General features: G+C 70.1%; 15 protein-coding genes and 1 pseudogene. 8 read left to right on the top strand and 8 right to left on the bottom strand.

Annotated features, from left to right (window positions below):
• The first annotated feature begins 54 nt into the window (after nucleotides 1-54).
• Nucleotides 55-1,497 carry a hypothetical protein gene (locus ABD901_RS19975; protein ID WP_345128603.1) on the top strand — a complete coding sequence of 481 codons (1,443 nt, stop codon included), beginning with the start codon at nucleotides 55-57 and terminating at the stop codon, nucleotides 1,495-1,497.
• A gap of 3 nt (nucleotides 1,498-1,500) precedes the next feature.
• On the opposite strand, the gene ABD901_RS19970 is transcribed toward ABD901_RS19975, so the two are convergent.
• Nucleotides 1,501-2,976 carry an MFS transporter gene (locus tag ABD901_RS19970; protein WP_345128602.1) on the bottom strand — a complete coding sequence of 492 codons (1,476 nt, stop codon included), beginning with the start codon at nucleotides 2,974-2,976 and terminating at the stop codon, nucleotides 1,501-1,503.
• Between the two features lie 207 nt (nucleotides 2,977-3,183).
• On the opposite strand from ABD901_RS19970, the gene ABD901_RS19965 reads away from it, so the two are divergent.
• The gene (locus ABD901_RS19965) at nucleotides 3,184-4,023 is read left to right on the top strand and encodes an RNA polymerase sigma-70 factor (protein WP_380139974.1); all 840 of its coding nucleotides are present in this window, start codon (nucleotides 3,184-3,186) and stop codon (nucleotides 4,021-4,023) included.
• Here ABD901_RS19965 and ABD901_RS19960 read toward each other — a convergent pair.
• Nucleotides 3,992-4,618 carry an LUD domain-containing protein gene (locus tag ABD901_RS19960; protein WP_345128600.1) on the bottom strand — a complete coding sequence of 209 codons (627 nt, stop codon included), beginning with the start codon at nucleotides 4,616-4,618 and terminating at the stop codon, nucleotides 3,992-3,994. The two genes, ABD901_RS19965 and ABD901_RS19960, sit on opposite strands and share 32 nt — an antisense overlap.
• Before the next feature lie 75 nt (nucleotides 4,619-4,693).
• On the opposite strand from ABD901_RS19960, the gene ABD901_RS19955 reads away from it, so the two are divergent.
• Entirely contained in the window at nucleotides 4,694-5,296 is a 603-nt protein-coding gene (locus ABD901_RS19955) for a TetR/AcrR family transcriptional regulator (RefSeq protein WP_345128599.1), read from the top strand.
• Between the two features lie 15 nt (nucleotides 5,297-5,311).
• On the opposite strand, the gene ABD901_RS19950 is transcribed toward ABD901_RS19955, so the two are convergent.
• The 4 genes from ABD901_RS19950 to ABD901_RS19935 form a co-directional block, all read right to left on the bottom strand.
• Nucleotides 5,312-6,094: a TetR/AcrR family transcriptional regulator C-terminal domain-containing protein gene (locus tag ABD901_RS19950; protein ID WP_345128598.1), complete on the bottom strand. Its 783-nt coding sequence runs from the start codon at nucleotides 6,092-6,094 to the stop codon at nucleotides 5,312-5,314.
• Nucleotides 6,095-6,130: 36 nt separating this feature from the next.
• Entirely contained in the window at nucleotides 6,131-6,958 is an 828-nt protein-coding gene (locus ABD901_RS19945) for a GntR family transcriptional regulator (RefSeq protein ID WP_345128597.1), read from the bottom strand.
• A 115-nt stretch (nucleotides 6,959-7,073) separates the two neighbouring features.
• A complete protein-coding gene (locus ABD901_RS19940; protein ID WP_345128596.1) occupies nucleotides 7,074-7,484 on the bottom strand; it encodes a hypothetical protein in 411 nt (136 codons plus the stop codon).
• A 99-nt stretch (nucleotides 7,485-7,583) separates the two neighbouring features.
• A complete protein-coding gene (locus ABD901_RS19935; protein WP_345128595.1) occupies nucleotides 7,584-8,180 on the bottom strand; it encodes a response regulator in 597 nt (198 codons plus the stop codon).
• A 63-nt stretch (nucleotides 8,181-8,243) separates the two neighbouring features.
• Between ABD901_RS19935 and ABD901_RS19930 the strand changes: the two genes are divergently transcribed.
• Nucleotides 8,244-9,092, top strand: coding sequence for an IS1380 family transposase (locus ABD901_RS19930; protein WP_345128594.1), 849 nt, complete (start codon nucleotides 8,244-8,246; stop codon nucleotides 9,090-9,092).
• A gap of 317 nt (nucleotides 9,093-9,409) precedes the next feature.
• Here ABD901_RS19930 and ABD901_RS19925 read toward each other — a convergent pair whose 3' ends face one another.
• On the bottom strand, nucleotides 9,410-9,532 hold the full coding sequence (locus ABD901_RS19925) for a hypothetical protein (protein WP_345128593.1): 123 nt from the start codon (nucleotides 9,530-9,532) through the stop codon (nucleotides 9,410-9,412).
• Between the two features lie 44 nt (nucleotides 9,533-9,576).
• A pseudogene (locus ABD901_RS19920) lies at nucleotides 9,577-9,824 on the bottom strand (methylmalonyl-CoA mutase family protein); the annotation flags it as partial.
• A 483-nt stretch (nucleotides 9,825-10,307) separates the two neighbouring features.
• Here ABD901_RS19920 and ABD901_RS19915 point away from each other — a divergent pair.
• The 4 genes from ABD901_RS19915 to ABD901_RS19900 all read left to right on the top strand — a co-directional run bounded on the left by ABD901_RS19915 (nucleotide 10,308) and on the right by ABD901_RS19900 (nucleotide 15,266).
• Entirely contained in the window at nucleotides 10,308-12,104 is a 1,797-nt protein-coding gene (locus ABD901_RS19915; protein WP_345128592.1) for an FAD-dependent oxidoreductase, read from the top strand.
• 9 nt (nucleotides 12,105-12,113) lie between these two features.
• The gene (locus ABD901_RS19910) at nucleotides 12,114-12,461 is read left to right on the top strand and encodes a hypothetical protein (RefSeq protein ID WP_345128591.1); all 348 of its coding nucleotides are present in this window, start codon (nucleotides 12,114-12,116) and stop codon (nucleotides 12,459-12,461) included.
• Nucleotides 12,462-12,574: 113 nt separating this feature from the next.
• Nucleotides 12,575-13,765, top strand: a complete 1,191-nt coding sequence (locus ABD901_RS19905) for a YcaO-like family protein (RefSeq protein WP_345128590.1) — start codon at nucleotides 12,575-12,577, stop codon at nucleotides 13,763-13,765.
• A gap of 100 nt (nucleotides 13,766-13,865) precedes the next feature.
• The gene (locus ABD901_RS19900; protein ID WP_345128589.1) at nucleotides 13,866-15,266 is read left to right on the top strand and encodes a TfuA-like protein; all 1,401 of its coding nucleotides are present in this window, start codon (nucleotides 13,866-13,868) and stop codon (nucleotides 15,264-15,266) included.
• Nucleotides 15,267-15,594 lie beyond the last annotated feature (328 nt).

Here is a 15,594-nt window from a genome sequence, read left to right as displayed (position 1 = left end):
CCGGCGCCGGCACCGTCAATCCATTTGCGGCCCGCTGCTGGCAGACTGGCCGGCGTGGCGAACGTGAACCCGACCGGTGTGGTCATCCCGAGCGTCGACGGCCGGGCCAGCAGCTCGGCCCTGGGGCGCGCGGTGGTGGCCGACGCGCTGCGCGGCGTCGATCCGGTCGGGGCCCGGGGCGCGGAGGCGTCGACCGACTGGCGCCGGGACTACCTCGTGCACTTCCGGCGGCTGGTCGAGGCGGGGCTGGCGTCCCGCGACGCGGCGCTGACGATCGCCCGTGACGGGCTGGCGTCGCTACATGAGCACATGCGGTACCGGGGAAAACCGGACGGCGACGAGGAACCCCTCGACGCGGCCTTCACTCCGGCTGGTCCTGCGCTGGCGACGATGACCGTCACCGGGCGGGGTGAGCCGGAGGGGGAGCTGGTCGTGCCGTACCGCGGCCGCCACCTCGCCGGCGAGGAGCTCGACCGCCAGCTCGAGCAGTGGGTCGCCGCCGGCACCATCGAGCGCTCCTGCGCCGACGCGGTGCGCACCGTCGCCGCGAACCCCGGCTGGCTGTCGCTGCCGGGCCGGCCCGTCGTGGTCCTCGGGGCCGGCGCGGAGATGGGCCCGCTGTGGGCGCTGCTGCGCTGGGGCGCCGACGTCGTCGCCGTCGACCTGCCCCGGCCGGCGATCTGGCAGCGGCTGACCGCCCTGGCCGAGCGGCACGCGGGCCGCCTGCACCTGCCGGTCGCCGGCGAGGAGCGGGGCGCCGACCTGCTGCACGACCTCGGCCGGGTCGCCGAGTGGATCGAGGGCCTCGACGGTTCGCTCGTGCTGGGCAACTACGTCTACGCCGACGGTGCGCTCAACGTGCGGGTCGCGATGGCCGTCGACGCGCTCACCATGCGCCTGCGGCAGCGCCGGCCCGACCTCGGGCTCGCGTTCCTGGCCACGCCGACCGACGTGTTCGTCGTGCCGGACGACGCGGTCGACGAGGCGAACCGGCGCTACGCGGCGGCGACCGGCATCGGGCGGGTCCGCCGGCCGCTGCGGGTGCTCAGCGCCGGCCGGCTGCTCACCCGCAACTATCCGCCCGGGCTCTATCCGGGGATCAACGACAGTCTGGTACCACAGCAGGGCCCGAACTACGCCCTCGCGAAACGGCTGCAGCGGTGGCGCGCGGCCGAGGCCCGGGCCGCGGGCGTGCCGGTGTCGCTCGCCGTCGCACCGGCTACCCGCACCCGCAGCGTGGTGAAGAACCGCCTCCTCGCCGCCGCGTTCGCCGGCGCGCACCGGTTCGGCATCGAGATCTTCGAGCCGGCGACGAGCAACACGCTCATGGCCGCGCTGCTCGTCCACGATCTCAACGCCGCTCGCCCGGTGCACGAGCACCCGTGGCAGGACGAGGCCTACGGTGCGGCGCACGGCGGGCTGTGGCGCCAGCCGTACTCCGCCCGCAGCGCCCTCGGCATCGCGGTCCTGATGGGCATCGGCTCCGCCCGCGGCTGACGCCTACCGCACCGCGGCGGCGGGCCGGGACGGCTCCTGGACTGCGACCTCGGCGGGCCGGGTCAGCGGGCCGCGGCGCAGCAGCGAGCCGCAGACGACGGCGCCGGCCACGAAGATGCCGGCGCACCACCAGAACACGGTGGTGTAGCCGTGCACGATCGCGAGCTGGACCAGCTGCGGCGCCGGTTGACCTTGCGCGTGGTCGGCGAGGTAGCCGGTGGTGGCGCTGGCCGCGATCGTGTTGAGCAGCGCGGTGCCGATCGAGCCGCCGAGCTGCTGCCCGGTGTTGATGCTCGCCGAGGCCACGCCGGCGTCGCGCGGTGCCACGCCGAAGGTCCCGGTGGCGGCCACCATGCCGAAGATGAGGCCCATGCCGGCACCGGTCACCACGAGCGGCCCGAGCAGCGCCGACGCGTAGCCGGAATGCGCGCCGATCCGCGTCAGCCAGACCATACCGGCGGCGTTGAGCAGCATGCCGGCGATGACCATCGGCTTGGGGCCGAACCGCGGCACCAGCCTGGTGTTGCCCACGACGGCCATGGCGCCGCTGAGCACCACCAGCGGCAGCATGGCCACGCCCGACCTGATCGCCGAGTACCCCAGGCTCTCCTGCATGTAGTACACGAGGAACAGGAAGATCCCGAAGGTGGCGGCCCCGCTGACCAGGATGGTGAGGTAGGCCCCCGCGCGGTTGCGGTCGAGCACGATGCGGGGCGGCAGCAGCGGCTGCGCGGCGCGCGACTGCCAGACGGCGAACACGACCAGCAGCGCGACGCCGGCCGTCAGGAAGCCCCACGCCGAGGGCGTGTGCCAGCTGTGCGACGCGGCGTTGGAGAAGCCGTAGACCAGGCAGAACATCCCGCCGGACACCGCCGCCACGCCGGGGACGTCCAGCCGGCCGCCCGGCGTGCGCTGCTGCCTGCCCACCAGCAGCACACCGCCGGCGATCGCGGCCGCGGCGAGGATCAGGTTGATGTACATGCACCACCGCCACGACAGGTAGGTGGTCAGCGCGCCGCCGAGCAGCAGCCCCGTGCCACCGCCCGCGGCCGAGACCGCGCCGTAGACGCCGAACGCCTTGGCCCGCTCCTTCGGGTCCCCGAAGGTCGTGGCCAGCAGCGACAGGGCGGACGGCGCGAGCAGCGCACCGAAGGCGCCCTGGCTTGCGCGCGCCGTCACCAGCATCGAGAAGCTGTCCGCGGCGCCGCCGACGGCGGAGGCGGCCGCGAAACCGGCGAGGCCGGCGAGGAAGGTCGTCCTGCGGCCGATCAGGTCGGCCAGCCGCCCGCAGAACAGCAGCAGGCTGCCGAACGACAGGGCGTACGCGGTCACGACCCACTGCCGGTCGGCGGCCGAGAACCCCAGGGCGCGCTGCGCCGACGGCAGCGCCAGGTTCATCACGGTCAGGTCGAGGACGATCATGATCTGGGCGGTGGCGATGACCGCGAGGATCAGCCACCGTCTCGGGTTCGGTGCCACGACTGTCTCCTTGTCACGTGCGGTTGCGACGAACACGAGACGAAGGAGACCCGCTCCCCGTAACAGCCCAGGTCGTGTGACGTGGGGCACCGCTGCCGGGTGTCACAAAGCGACGCCGGCCGGCGTCTCGTGCACGTGGACCACGTGGACTCCGCCACCGACGCGTTCGTCGCCCACCGCAACCTGCTGTTCACCGCCGCCTACGAGATGCTCGGCTCGGCCACCGACGCCGAGGACGTCCTGCAGGAGGCCTGGCTGCGGTGGGTGGGCGTCGACCTCGGCACCGTGCGGGACGAGCGCGCCTACCTGGTGCGGATCGTCACCCGCCAGGCGCTGGACCGCCTGCGCGCGATGGGCCGGCGCAGGGAGTCCTATGTCGGGCCGTGGCTGCCCGAGCCGCTGCTGACCGCGCCCGACGTGGCCGAGCAGGTCGAGCTGGCCGACAGCGTCTCGATCGCGATGCTGCTGGTGCTGGAGACGCTCGCGCCGGTCGAGCGGGCGGTGTTCGTGCTGCGGGAGGTGTTCGACCTGGAGTACGACGAGATTGCCGAGGCCGTCGAGAAGTCCACCGCGGCGGTGCGCCAGATCGCCTACCGGGCCCGGGCGCACGTCACCGCGCGCCGGCCACGCGGCTCGGTCTCGCCGGCCGAGACCCGGACCGCGCTCGAGGCCTTCCGGCGAGCGGTCGAAACCGGCGACCTGCAGAGCCTGCTCGACATCCTCGCGCCGGACGTCGTCTCCCTGAGCGACGGCGGCGGCGTCAGGCGGGCCATCCTGCGCCCCATCGTGGGTGCCGGCAAGGTGGCCCGCCTGCTGGCCTTCGGCTGGTACCGCCGCGGCCCGGCGCGTTCGTTCGAGCAGGTCCAGGTCAACGGCGCACCGGGTCTGCTCGTCCGGGTCGGCGGCGAGATCGACGGCGTGCTGGCGGTGCGGGTCGAGGACGGCCGCATCGCCGGCCTCTACCACGTGCGCAACCCGGAGAAGCTGTCGCGCGTGCAGCGGGAGACCGCCGTGGTCAGAACCCGACGACCTGCCGGATCAAGATGACGTGGATGCGCCCCGGCAGCTCCTGGTGCAGCTCGAGGACCTTCCCGATGTAGCTGTGCTGGCCGTACACCGCCTGCGCGCGGGCGTCCTCGAGCACCAGGCTGTGCTGGTGGACCCGCTCGCGGGCGGCCTCCAGCGTGGCGACCAGCTTCTGCGCGCCGGCCACGAAGATCACGTTGGGCGCGCCCCACGCGTAGGCGGCGAGCTGGCTGCCGGAGGCCGACGCGATGACCAGCGAACCGTCGCGGGTGACCGCGTGCACGCTGCCCAGGGCGTAGTCGCTCTGGCCGGCGATGGCCTTCATCTCCTGCCCCTGGGTCTGGAAGTCCAGCGCGAGCATCTTGTTCCGCGCCGACTCGTAGGGCCCGCCGCCGTTGATCGCGTCGTCGATGCCGGTCTCCTGCAGCGTCACCGAGGTGTTCGTCATCACCGACGAACCGTGCGGGATGCGCCGCAGCGCCGCCTGGCGGGCGGCGTCGAGGTCGTCGACGACCTCGACGCTGAACCCGTGCTCCTCGAGCGCGACGACCGTCGCGGACAGCGTCGCCTCGTCGGGCAGCGTGGTGAAGCGCTCCGACACGTCGATCGTGGTCATGGGGACTCTCCTCGTTCGCAATTTGGGATAAGCGGACTTTACCCCGCTTACGATAGCTGCGGTAGGGTGACCTTCGTGCGGAAGATCGAGGTGACGTGGGGAACACCACGCACGGAGCGCGCCGACGCGGCACGCAACCGGCAACACCTCATCGCCACCGCTCGCGCGATGCTCGCGGAGCTCGGCCCCGACCAACTCACCATGGACGCGCTCGCCGAACGCTCCGGCCTGGGCAAGGGCACCGTGTTCCGCCGTTTCGGCACCCGCGCCGGCATCTTCGGGGCGCTGCTGGACGACGGCGAACGCGTCTTCCAGGAGCGGGTGCTCTCCGGCCCGCCGCCGCTGGGCCCGGGCGCCTCGCCGCTGGAGCGCCTGATCGCCTACGGCCGGGCCAGGATCCATTTCATGGTGGAGTACCACGAGATCGCCCGGGCCGCGGTCGACGGCCGCCAGCCCATCCCCGCCGGATCGCAGACGCCGATGTCGCGGGCCCACATCCGGATGCTGCTGACCGGGATCGACCTCGGCCCGGCCGATCTCGACCTGCTCGCCATGCAGCTGACGGCGGCCCTGGACGGCCCCATCCTGCTCTACGTGTCGGCGACCGACCTGATCCCCGCCGAGCAACCGCTCACCGACGGCTGGCGCGACCTCGTGCAACGGGTCTGCCGCCCCTGACCCGGCGGGTCGGGCTCAGCGGCGACCGGCGCTCTCCAGCAGCGCGAATCCCTCCAGGAGGCGCTGGAGGCCGAACTCGAACAGCGCGGTGTCGTCGTCCGCCCCGTCGAGGTCCAGCGCGGTCCCGCGCACGAAGTCGGCGGCGGTCGCGGCGATCTGCGACACGGTCTGCGCCGGCAGGTGCACGCCCGCCATCGCGCGCATCGCCCACTCGACGTGCGCGACCACATGGGGGTTGAGCTCCGACCTCTGGAAACACACGGTTCGGGCGAGCCATGGGCGGCTGCGGTACATCTGCCACTGCATGCGGCACAGCTGCTCGAGCTGCGCCCGCCACACGCCGACGTGCTTCGGCGGCGGGTGCTCGGCGAAGACCGCGTCGGCCATCAGGATCTCCAGGCGGGCCCGCGGGCGCACGTGCCGGTACGGCGTCATGGTGGCCACGCCGAGCCGCTCCGCGATGCGCCGCATGGAGACGGCGGCGAGCCCCTCGGTGTCGGCCAGCTCGATCGCGATGCCCACCACCTGCGTGCGGAACCCCAGGCTCGCCGGCGGCGGGGGCCGCCATGCCGACGCGACGCTGGCGGCGTCCTCGGTCACCACCATCCCGTGGACGCGGCGCACCTTCCCGGTGAGACCCTCGTCCCGCATCAATCGCAGCGCCTTGAACGCGATGTGCATCGAGACGTCCCACTCGCGCATGAGGTCCCTGAACGTCAGCAGCTCGCCCGGCCGCAGCTCGCGGGCAGCGATTCGCCGGCGCAGCTCTGCGACAATGTCCGCCGCGATGAGCGCCACAGGTGCCTCCCCCTCACTTCTTGCCGTGGGCCGGAATCAGCTCTTGCCGTGGGCTGGAATCAGCCGACCGAATCCGTCCAGCAGCCGCTGCAGGCCGAAGTCGAACAGCGCGGCATTGTGCCCGCCCTCGCCCTCCCCCGCGCCGAGCTCCCGTAGCGCAGGCTCCTGCGCCAGTCTCATCGCATGCCCGCGCACGAAGTTCGCGGCGGTCAGGGCGAGACGCCGCTCACCCGAGAGCGCGCGCACCGCCCACTCGACGTGCGCGACCACATGCGGACTGAGCAGCGGTTGCTTGAACGAAACGGCTTTGGCGAGCCAGAGATGGCCGCGGTACATCTCCAGCTGCAACAAGCACAACGCTTCCAGCTGCGCCCGCCAGTCCCCGGCGGGCGACTCCGGCGGCGGGTGCTCGGCGAAGATCGCGTCGGCCATCAGGATCTCCAGGTGGGCCCGGTCGCGCACGTACTTGCGCAGCGTCGCGGACTCCACCTCGAGCCGCCCCGCGATGCGCCGCATGGACGTGACCTCGAGCCCGTCGGCATCCGCCGACTCGATCGCCGTGCGCACCATCAGCGGCACGATCTGCGCATCCACGGGTGCGGCATCGCGGCCCCAGGTCGGCGCCTCCCACGCGGATGCGATCTCGGGAGCCCGCTCGGTGACCACCAGCCCCGGCCCGTCGGCCGCCTTCTCGGCGAGACCGTCCTGGCGCATCCTCGCCAGCGCGTGGTGCGCGGCGCTCACCGTGACGTCCAGCTCGCGGGCGATGTCCTTCGCGGACGGCAGGAGGTCGCCCGGCCGCAACTCGCCCGCGACGATGCGCCGGCACACCTCAGCGACAATGCTCGCCCCGACCCGCGCCACGACCGCCTCCCAGCCGAACCATAGCTTGTGGCGAGGTGCACGTGGCACGCAGGTCGGTGGCGGCTCAGCGGCGACGGCCGCTCAGTGGCGATAGTCGCTCAGTGGTGGTGCTCGCTCAGTGGCGGTAGTCGCGATGCCGCCAGAGCATCGCCGCGAGCATGGCCGGCAGCATCAGCAGGTGACCGCCCATCATGAGCGCGCCGCCGGAGATCGCGCCCATCGCGTACGGCACGAGGAGTGCCAGGAACGGCAGTACCATCGCGGCGGACATCTCGGCGATCAGCCGCCACGAGTGGCGCCGGATGCGCATCCAGAGGCCCATGCCGATGGTCATGTTCGCGGCCATCACCAGCGCGCCGGCCGCGGGCCGCTCGGCCAGGCCGGGCCAGGCCCAGGACCAGACGGGTCCGAGCAGCACCATCCCGGCCAGCATCGAGACGACCATCTCCACGTAGTGCAGCGCGAATCGCAGGTTCTTGCGGGCGGCCGATCGGGCCGGTGCGTGCGTTGCATGCGTCGGTGTCATGTCCGACATCGTGCGGCGTTGCGGCGGCGAGGTGACGTGCCAGAGGTCATGGTGTGCGGTCATGACCGTCCATGACGGCACACCATGACGGCACGGGAATCACAGCAGGCCGAGCGCGCGGGCCCGCAGTGCCGCCTGGGTTCGGTCGCGCGCGTTCAGCTTGGCCAGCACGTTCGTCACGTGGTTCTTGACCGTGCCTTCGGCGAGGAAGAGCTCGCCCGCGATCTCCCGGTTGGGCCGTCCGTCGGCGAGGAGCCGGAGCACGTCCAGCTCCCGGTCCGACAGCGGCACGACGAGCGGCTGGGGTCGCGGGGCGGCGGCGTCGGCGGGCAGCTGCGCGAAGCGTGCCACGACCATCGCCGCGACCGACGGCTGCAGCACCGCCTCGTCGCGGGCCGCGGCCAGCACGGCCTCGACCAGGCGGGCCGACGACACGTCCTTGAGCAGGTAGCCCACCGCGCCCGCTCGGAGCGCGGCGAACAGGTCGTCGTCATCGTCGAACGTGGTGAGCGCGATCACCCGCACGCCCGGCTGTTCGACCCGCATCCGGCGGGTGGCGGCGATGCCGTCGAGGACGGGCATGCGCAGGTCCATCAGCACGACGTCGGGGCGCAGCTCGGCGGCGCGGGCCAGCGCCTCGTCGCCGTTGCCGGCCTCGCCCACGACGACGATGTCGGTGCGGACCCCGAGCAGCACGGCGAGCGCCTCGCGGAACAGCGACTGGTCGTCGCCACGATCAGCACGCCGGACGCGGCGCCGGTGATCGCCGCGACCCAGCTGCGGGCAGGTAACGCCGGCTCAGCCCGCGGCGCCGCCTCGCTGGTGGCCGAGGCGGTCGCCACCACGAAGGCCGTCCTGGCCGCCCACGAGGCCGCCGAGGCCGCAGGCGAGATCGTGGTGCGGGCGGACTCGGCGTTCTACTCCCGCACGGTCATCGCCGCCTGCCGCCGCGCCCGGGTACGGTTCTCGATCACCGTGCGCATCGACGCCGAAGTCCGCCGGGCGATCGCCACCATCCCGGACGACGCCTGGATGGAAATCCAGTACCCGCAACCGGTCTGGGACGACGAGCAGCAACGCTTCATCTCCCGAGCGCACATCGCTGAGATCGCCTACACCGCGTTTGAAGGCCGCCGCGACGAGACCACCGCCCGGCTGATCGTGCGCCGCGTTCCCGACCTCAACAAGACCGCGGTCGACGCCCAGGGTGAGTTGTTCACTGTCTGGCGGTATCACGCCGCCTTCACCGACAGCCCGTTCATACTCGTGCAGGCCGAGGCCCAGCACCGCGGCCACGCGATCATCGAGCAGGTCTTCGCTGCACTCATCGACGGACCCCTGGCGCATCTGCCCTCGGGCCGGTTCAACGCCAACAACGCCTGGCTGGCCTGCATCGCGATCGCGCACAACCTCACCCGCGCCGCCGGCGTCCTCGCCGGCCGACCCCACGCGACCGCCCGGGCTGCCACCATCCGCCGGCACCTGATCAACATCGCCAGCCGGATCACCCGTCACGCCCGCGCTATCACGATCCACCTGCCCGAAAACTGGCCCTGGCAACACAACTGGCGACGACTGTTCGCCATCGCCCATGCCCCACCGGCCTGAATGTCCACAAAAGACATTCGGGCGGTCAGGCGGCCAACAACAGCGAACCCCACTAACCTTCAGCAGAGCACACCCAGCAGCCCGGCTGGCCGCTCCCGCGTGCCGTCACCCAACCCGCCAAGATCACACCACCCCGACCGCCATCGACAGACGCCCGATCGGTGGAGGGCTGAGGTAAGGCGCCATCCGTCCGACTGGCGTTCGGCTGCGGCAGTCCAGGGAAGCGCGTCGCTGACGTACCCGATCGCGCCACCGATGTGGTCGAGCGTGAGGGTCTAGTGGGCTTCCCAGTACCGGGTCACGCTGGCTTGATCACCCTACATGGTGACCTGAGTTTGGTGGTCCTCGTCGTAGCCAACGGCCAAACTCGCAGGCTGGTCGGGGTGCGCGCGGTTGCTCACGTCAATGGCGGCGATGTAATCGGCGCGCTGCTGGAGCATGGTCTTGCGGTACTTGGGCACGATTAATTAAGCGCTCGGCGTCGGGCCTCGCCCCTGGCCGCGTCCAGCATCGACGGGATCATGTTCTCCCCGGCGCGGGCCGCCGCGATCATCCGCTCCAGCCGCTCCTTGACCGCGACGCCGTCCCGGCCGGCCCGGCGGGCGGCCAGCACGCGGTTCTGCTCGACCTCGACCTCGTGCGAGACCCGCAGGATGTCCAGGTCGCGGGTCAGGAACCGGTGTGCACGTTGACGCCGACAACGCGCTTGTCGCGCCGCGCCAACGCCTGCTGCTACACGAACGCGCTGTCATAGGCCTCGGCGACAGCCTCGAGCTCCGGCTCCGGGGGCGAAGGAGATCCGGTCCGAGGCGTCGCCCGGTCTCCAGTCGCGTCAGGCAGCCGAGACCATGTCAGTCGGCACGCCCTGTTCCTTGTTGCTCGGTCCGGCCGACACGCCAGAAACGCCGTGCGATTACGGCGTCCTCACGTATTTGGGTGATGTCGGCTTCGCTTGCCGTTGTGGTCAACTCATGACGTGGACCGATGTGCCCGACAGGCGTTGGCCGCGAGGAGCGGCGATGGACACGTGATCGGCGTCATTGACGAGTTCGAATATCGGCGATTGGACGTTGTGATAGCAGCCTGTCGCCGGCGTCGCCGACACGGTGGCAGCAGTGCAGCAACCAGCCCGGCAGGCGTTGCGGGTCAAGCATCGCCAGCAGCCGGCCGATCCGTGGTGAAACGTAGCCGCGCCGGTTGCGCCAGGAGGTACCGATGACCACCGACACGTCCGGCCGGCAGGGCACTGCTCCTGCAGCTTCCGAGGAGCCTGCCGACGGCGGTCGTCAACTGATTTCGCTCCCGGGACGTTCGCCCGTCCTCGATGCTGCGCAGGTTGCGGTGCTGCGAGGCTACGGCCGCGAACGAGACGTGGCTGCCGGCGAAGTGCTGTTCACCGATGGCGACGAGACGTACAACCTGGTCGTGGTGCTCGCGGGTACGGCTGACGTCATCGAGGGCTACGGCCGGCCGGAGGCAAGTGTCGTCGCCAGCTACGGTCCGTCGGAGTTCCTCGGCGAAATCGGCATGCTGACCGGGCAGCGTGCCTTTCTGAGCGCCGTCGCCCGTTTCCCAGGTCGGGTCCTGGATGTTCCGGTGGAGCAGCTGCGGCTCGTCATGGCGCACGAGCCAGGCCTCAGCGACCTCGTCCTGCGAACCTTCCTGCTGCGTCATTCCGTCCTGATGAGCCGCGGCACCGGCCTGACCCTGGTGGGGTCGCGCTTCGACCGTGACACGCGGCGGCTGCTGGAGGTGTTGGCGCGCAACAGGCTGGTCTGGACCTGGCTGGACCTGGAGGCGTCGCCCGAGGCTGAACAGATCCTCCAGAGCCTTCACATTCCGGTCGCCGAGCTGCCGATCATCATCGTGCCCGGCGGACCGGTGCTGAGAAACCCCGGCGGCCGGGTGCTGCTGGACGCCTTGGCCATCTCCGTCGACGCTGGCTCGTATCCGCCCGGCGTGTGTGACCTGCTCATCGTGGGCGGCGGTCCGGCCGGTCTCGCGGCAGCGGTGTACGGCGCCTCGGAGGGCATGGCGACAACATTGGCGGAGGACACCGCGCTCGGCGGCCAGGCGGGCACCTCGTCACGTATCGAGAACTACCTCGGCTTTCCCGCCGGCTTGTCCGGGGAGGAACTCGCCGCTAGGGGGGCGCTGCAGGCGCAGAAGTTCGGCGTCCGGATCAAGCTGGCCGCGAAAGCTGCTGCGTTGTCATTGCAGGGCGGCGTGCACCTGGTCACGTTCGATGACGGCGAGGCCATTGAGGCGAAGTCAGTGATCATCGCAACGGGCGCGCGGTACAACCGGCTCCCTGTGGACCGGTTGGCCGAATTGGAGGGCGTCGGGGTGTACTACGCGGCGACCCAGGCGGAAGCCCAGGCCTGCGGCGCCGGGCCGGTCGCGATCGTCGGAGGCGGCAACTCCGCCGGACAGGCTGCGCTCTTCCTCAGCCGTTCATGCGCTGCAGTGCACATGATCATCCGCCAGGACGCGCTGGACGCTTCGATGTCGCGCTACCTCGTCGACCGAATCGTGCGTAACCCCGCCATCGTGGTCTGGCCGTCCACCCAGGTGACCGCCCTGACCGGGACAAGCCGGCTCGAGGCCGTGCGCCTCAGTCGCGGGGGCCGGCCCGACGCGTCAGAGCTGGCGGTATCCGGGCTGTTCGTCTTCATCGGCGCGAACCCGGGAACCGGGTGGCTGTCGGGCCAACTTGCCGAGGACAGGCAGGGCTTCCTCCTGACCGGCAGAGACATCCCGGCCGGCGGCTGGGAAGACGAGAACTCGGCACCACTGCTACTCGAGACCAGCAGACCCGGCGTCTTCGCTGTAGGCGACGTGCGCAGCGGCTCCGTGAAGCGCGTCGCGGCCGCCATCGGTGAGGGCTCGATGGCAGTCCGCCTCGCCTTCGAACGACTGCAGTCGGCAGGCACCCCCGATCGCATTGACCTGGCCACCCGGGAAAACAGCCTGCGCCCCGCGCCGGCAGGGCACGTTCAAGCTATCCAATGATCCCCTTCGATGACCGCACCAGTGACTGGTTCCCCCTGGCTCCTAATCAACCCGAACGAACTCGCCGACGCGTGCAGCGAAGCCGACTTGCTTATACAGGAACGCAGGTACTCCTCTGCCGGCAGAGGGCCGCATCGTCCACCGCCCCTTCGCGACCGCGAGCGCGGTGGCGGATCCATTCACATCCGCAGTAAGACCGAAGAAAGGAAACGCAAGATGATCGACACGCTGGTTGTCCCCACCGCAGAGGAACTGGACGACATCTTCGTAGATGCCTCACCCGAAGAGGTCCACGCTTCCCTCTTCGTCCTTTTTAGGGAAGAAGGCGTAGGGGGCGACGAGCTCTGCGGCGTCTAAGCCGCTGAGCGCCAACCGGGCGCCTAGTAACGGGCGCCCGGTTGGCTGGCTCTTTTGGGCTTTACCCACGGTCAACAACGCGTCCCGTCTTCCCGGAGTCATTGGAGCGTCTGATGATGCTTGCACAATCCTCGGGCTTGCCCCAACAGTCCGTCATTAGTGACTCGGACAAGGTCTTCTCCGTCGGCACGCACCGGGTGCGTCCTCCCGAGGAGACCTGGGATTGGATCCGGCCGCTGCTTCCAGAGTTCGGCATCACGCGGGTCGCAGACGTCACCTGGCTCGATGAAATCGGCATTCCGGTCTTCCAAGCGGTGAGGCCCAACGCCCGCACCCTTTCGGTGTCTCAAGGAAAGGGCATCAGCCCCATGCTCGCCCGGGTCTCCGCCGCCATGGAAGGGGTCGAGCTGTGGCATGCGGAGCATCCGGTGATACCAGTGGTCGCCGGAACGGTCGAGACCGTCGAACCGGGATTGGGCTACCACGTGGACATGCTGGCTCTGGCTTCACGCCACCACCTGGGCCCGGACTGCCGTCTCGTCTGGTACCCGGCCACTCGGGTCGATAGGCACGGTTCGTCCTTGGTACCCGCCGCCCTGTTGCATCTGGACGCCCGCGTCACCGGCCGGTGGGCACCTCCTCTGTTTCAAGCCACAAGCAACGGCCTGGCCAGCGGCAACGTGCTCGACGAGGCACTTCTGCACGGTATGTACGAGGTGATCGAGCGGGATGCCTCGACGCGGGCCCGACGTCATGGTGGGGCGCGCCCGGTCGATCTGGCGTCCGTCGACGATCCCACTGCCGGCATGCTGCTGGAGTACCTGCGAAGGGCCGGCGTGGACGTCACGATCCGGTTCCTGCCTAGCCCTACCGGCGTTCCGACGTTCGACGCGCTGATCTGGAGCGACCTGTTCCCCGTGCCGTTCGGCGGGGTCGGCACCCATCTAGACACCGGCGTGGCGCTGTGCCGCGCACTCAGCGAGGCGGCGCAGTCCCGTGCGACCGCCATTGCGGGAGCCCGCGACGACATCGGGCGAACGCCGTATCGACAGGCCCGCGCCTTCGGAGTGGACCGATCGCCGTCCGGCCGTTCCGCTGACGTGCCCGCTGCGGACGTCCAGGCCCTTGGCTCGATCATTTCGCGCCCGCTCCGGGACGTACATCTGGAGGCGCTCCACGTGGCCCAGCTGATCGAATCGGTGACGGGGTGTCCACCGCTATACGTCGATCTGACGCGCGCCGAGTTCGCGGTTCCCGTCGTCCATGTGGTGTGTCCGGGACTGCTCTTCGATGCCGGCCACTGAGCAGGCAGTCGGGCCGATCGAAGACACACGGCCCGTGGCGGTCCGCTGTAGACGCTTGTTTTCGACGCATCCGAGTGCGACATACCGAGGTGACCCCCGCATGCCACGAAAGTATTGCTTTGTCGGCCCCAGCCTGCCCGAGGCCGCCGAGCTTACGGCCGGATCCGACATCCGGGTGCTTCCCCCCGTTGCCGCCGGCGACCTTATGCGCTTGGGCGTGCGCGGCGGCGATACGGTCGGCATCGTTGACGGCTACTTCCACCAGACGGGTTCCGTGCGACACAAGGAGATCCTGGACCTCCTCAGCCGTGACGTGAACGTGCTAGGTGCCGCGAGCATGGGAGCGCTGCGGGCCGCTGAATTGGACCGCTTCGGCATGAAAGGCGTAGGCAGCGTATACGCCGACTACCGAGACGGCCGGTTGGAGGCTGATGACGAGGTCACATTGCTGCACAGCCCCGCGGAGGAGGGCTATCGCGCGCTGTCGGAACCGCTGGTCGGCATACGGGCCACCTTTGCCTACGCCGTCGAGCAAGAGGTGTGCGACGCCTCAACGACGGGCCAGCTCCTCGGCATTCTCGCCCGGTGGCCCTTCGGCCGACGCTCCTATGCAGCCCTTCCTGCGGCCGGCGCCGAGGCCGGCTTGGACCCAGCGACTGTGCTGGCGCTCCAGCAGTTCTGCGTCAGTCACCGCCGGGACCCTAAGCGGGCAGATTCCCTGCTTCTGCTGGAGCGCATGCGCGATGTCTCCGCTGCGGAGCTCAGCCCCCACGGGGAACGCCCTACAGTGAACCGTACGTCCTTTCTTTACGCCTGGCAGCTGGCGGCGCGAGGAGTTGGCCTTGGCGAAGACACCGCCCGGACCAGCGAACTCGGCCTGCTGCGTGCCTGCCAGCTCTTCGCCGACGACTACCCAGCCCATCACCGGCGAATAGCCCTGCAGGCCCTCGCAGACGAGTGCGCCTCCGAGTGCGGAGAACAGAAGCCCAGCGGTACAGACCCGCAGGAGCGTGCACTGCGGCACGGAGAACACCGCGGTCTGTACCGGCTGCCCGCCAACGGTAGTCGGCTCGCCTTCCTGGACCAGTGGTTGAAAACCGCGCAGACCGAACTGTCGCCGTGCGAACAGCTCACTATTTTCCTGGTCCGGGCCTTTCGCACTGCTCCAGGACTGCCGTGGGACGAGCCTGCCCTGGGGCTACTGCAGGAACCGTCCACCCGCACCGCGGCTCAACGGTTCGTCCGGCTCGCCTGGCAGGCCAACGACCGTGCCCTAAAAGACCGCCCCGGCGTCGACCTCTACTCCATCTCCAAAACGAGGATCCTCGACCTTCTCGCCGAGCGGTGGGATGTGCCGCCCGACGAACTCGAACTCGCCGCACTCGACAGAAACTTCACATCAGTCGAAGAAGCCGTGACCGCCGCACGTCCCTTCTACCTATTTGCGCGGTTCAACCGGACAGCCGCCAGGCTACGGATGGGCATTCCATCAACCCCCTAATTCTTCGTAAGCATTGGGCCGGGACTGTACGTAGCTCCTCTGTCAACCGGTGAGGGCGCAGTCGATCCGCAGGGCTTGGTAGACGACGTCGGAGAGGCGTCGTTTCAGGACGCGGAGGGCTTCGAGGCCGCCGTCGCCACCGGCCTTTCGTCGGGTGATGAGCTCCTTGGCCGGCGGGTGGGGGGACTGTACATAGCTCCGCTGTCAAGAGCTCGATGCGGCGTTGGCTCGTAGGGCTTGGTAGATGACGTCGGAGAGGCGTCGTTTCAGTACGCGCAGGGCTTCGAGGCCGCCGTCACCGCCGGCCTTTCGGCGGGTGATGAGGTCC

Source organism: Dactylosporangium darangshiense, from assembly GCF_039537565.1.
Lineage (GTDB): Bacteria > Actinomycetota > Actinomycetes > Mycobacteriales > Micromonosporaceae > Dactylosporangium > Dactylosporangium darangshiense.
The sequence above is the reverse complement of the archived record's forward strand: the minus strand, read 5'-3'. Positions and strand labels throughout refer to the sequence as shown.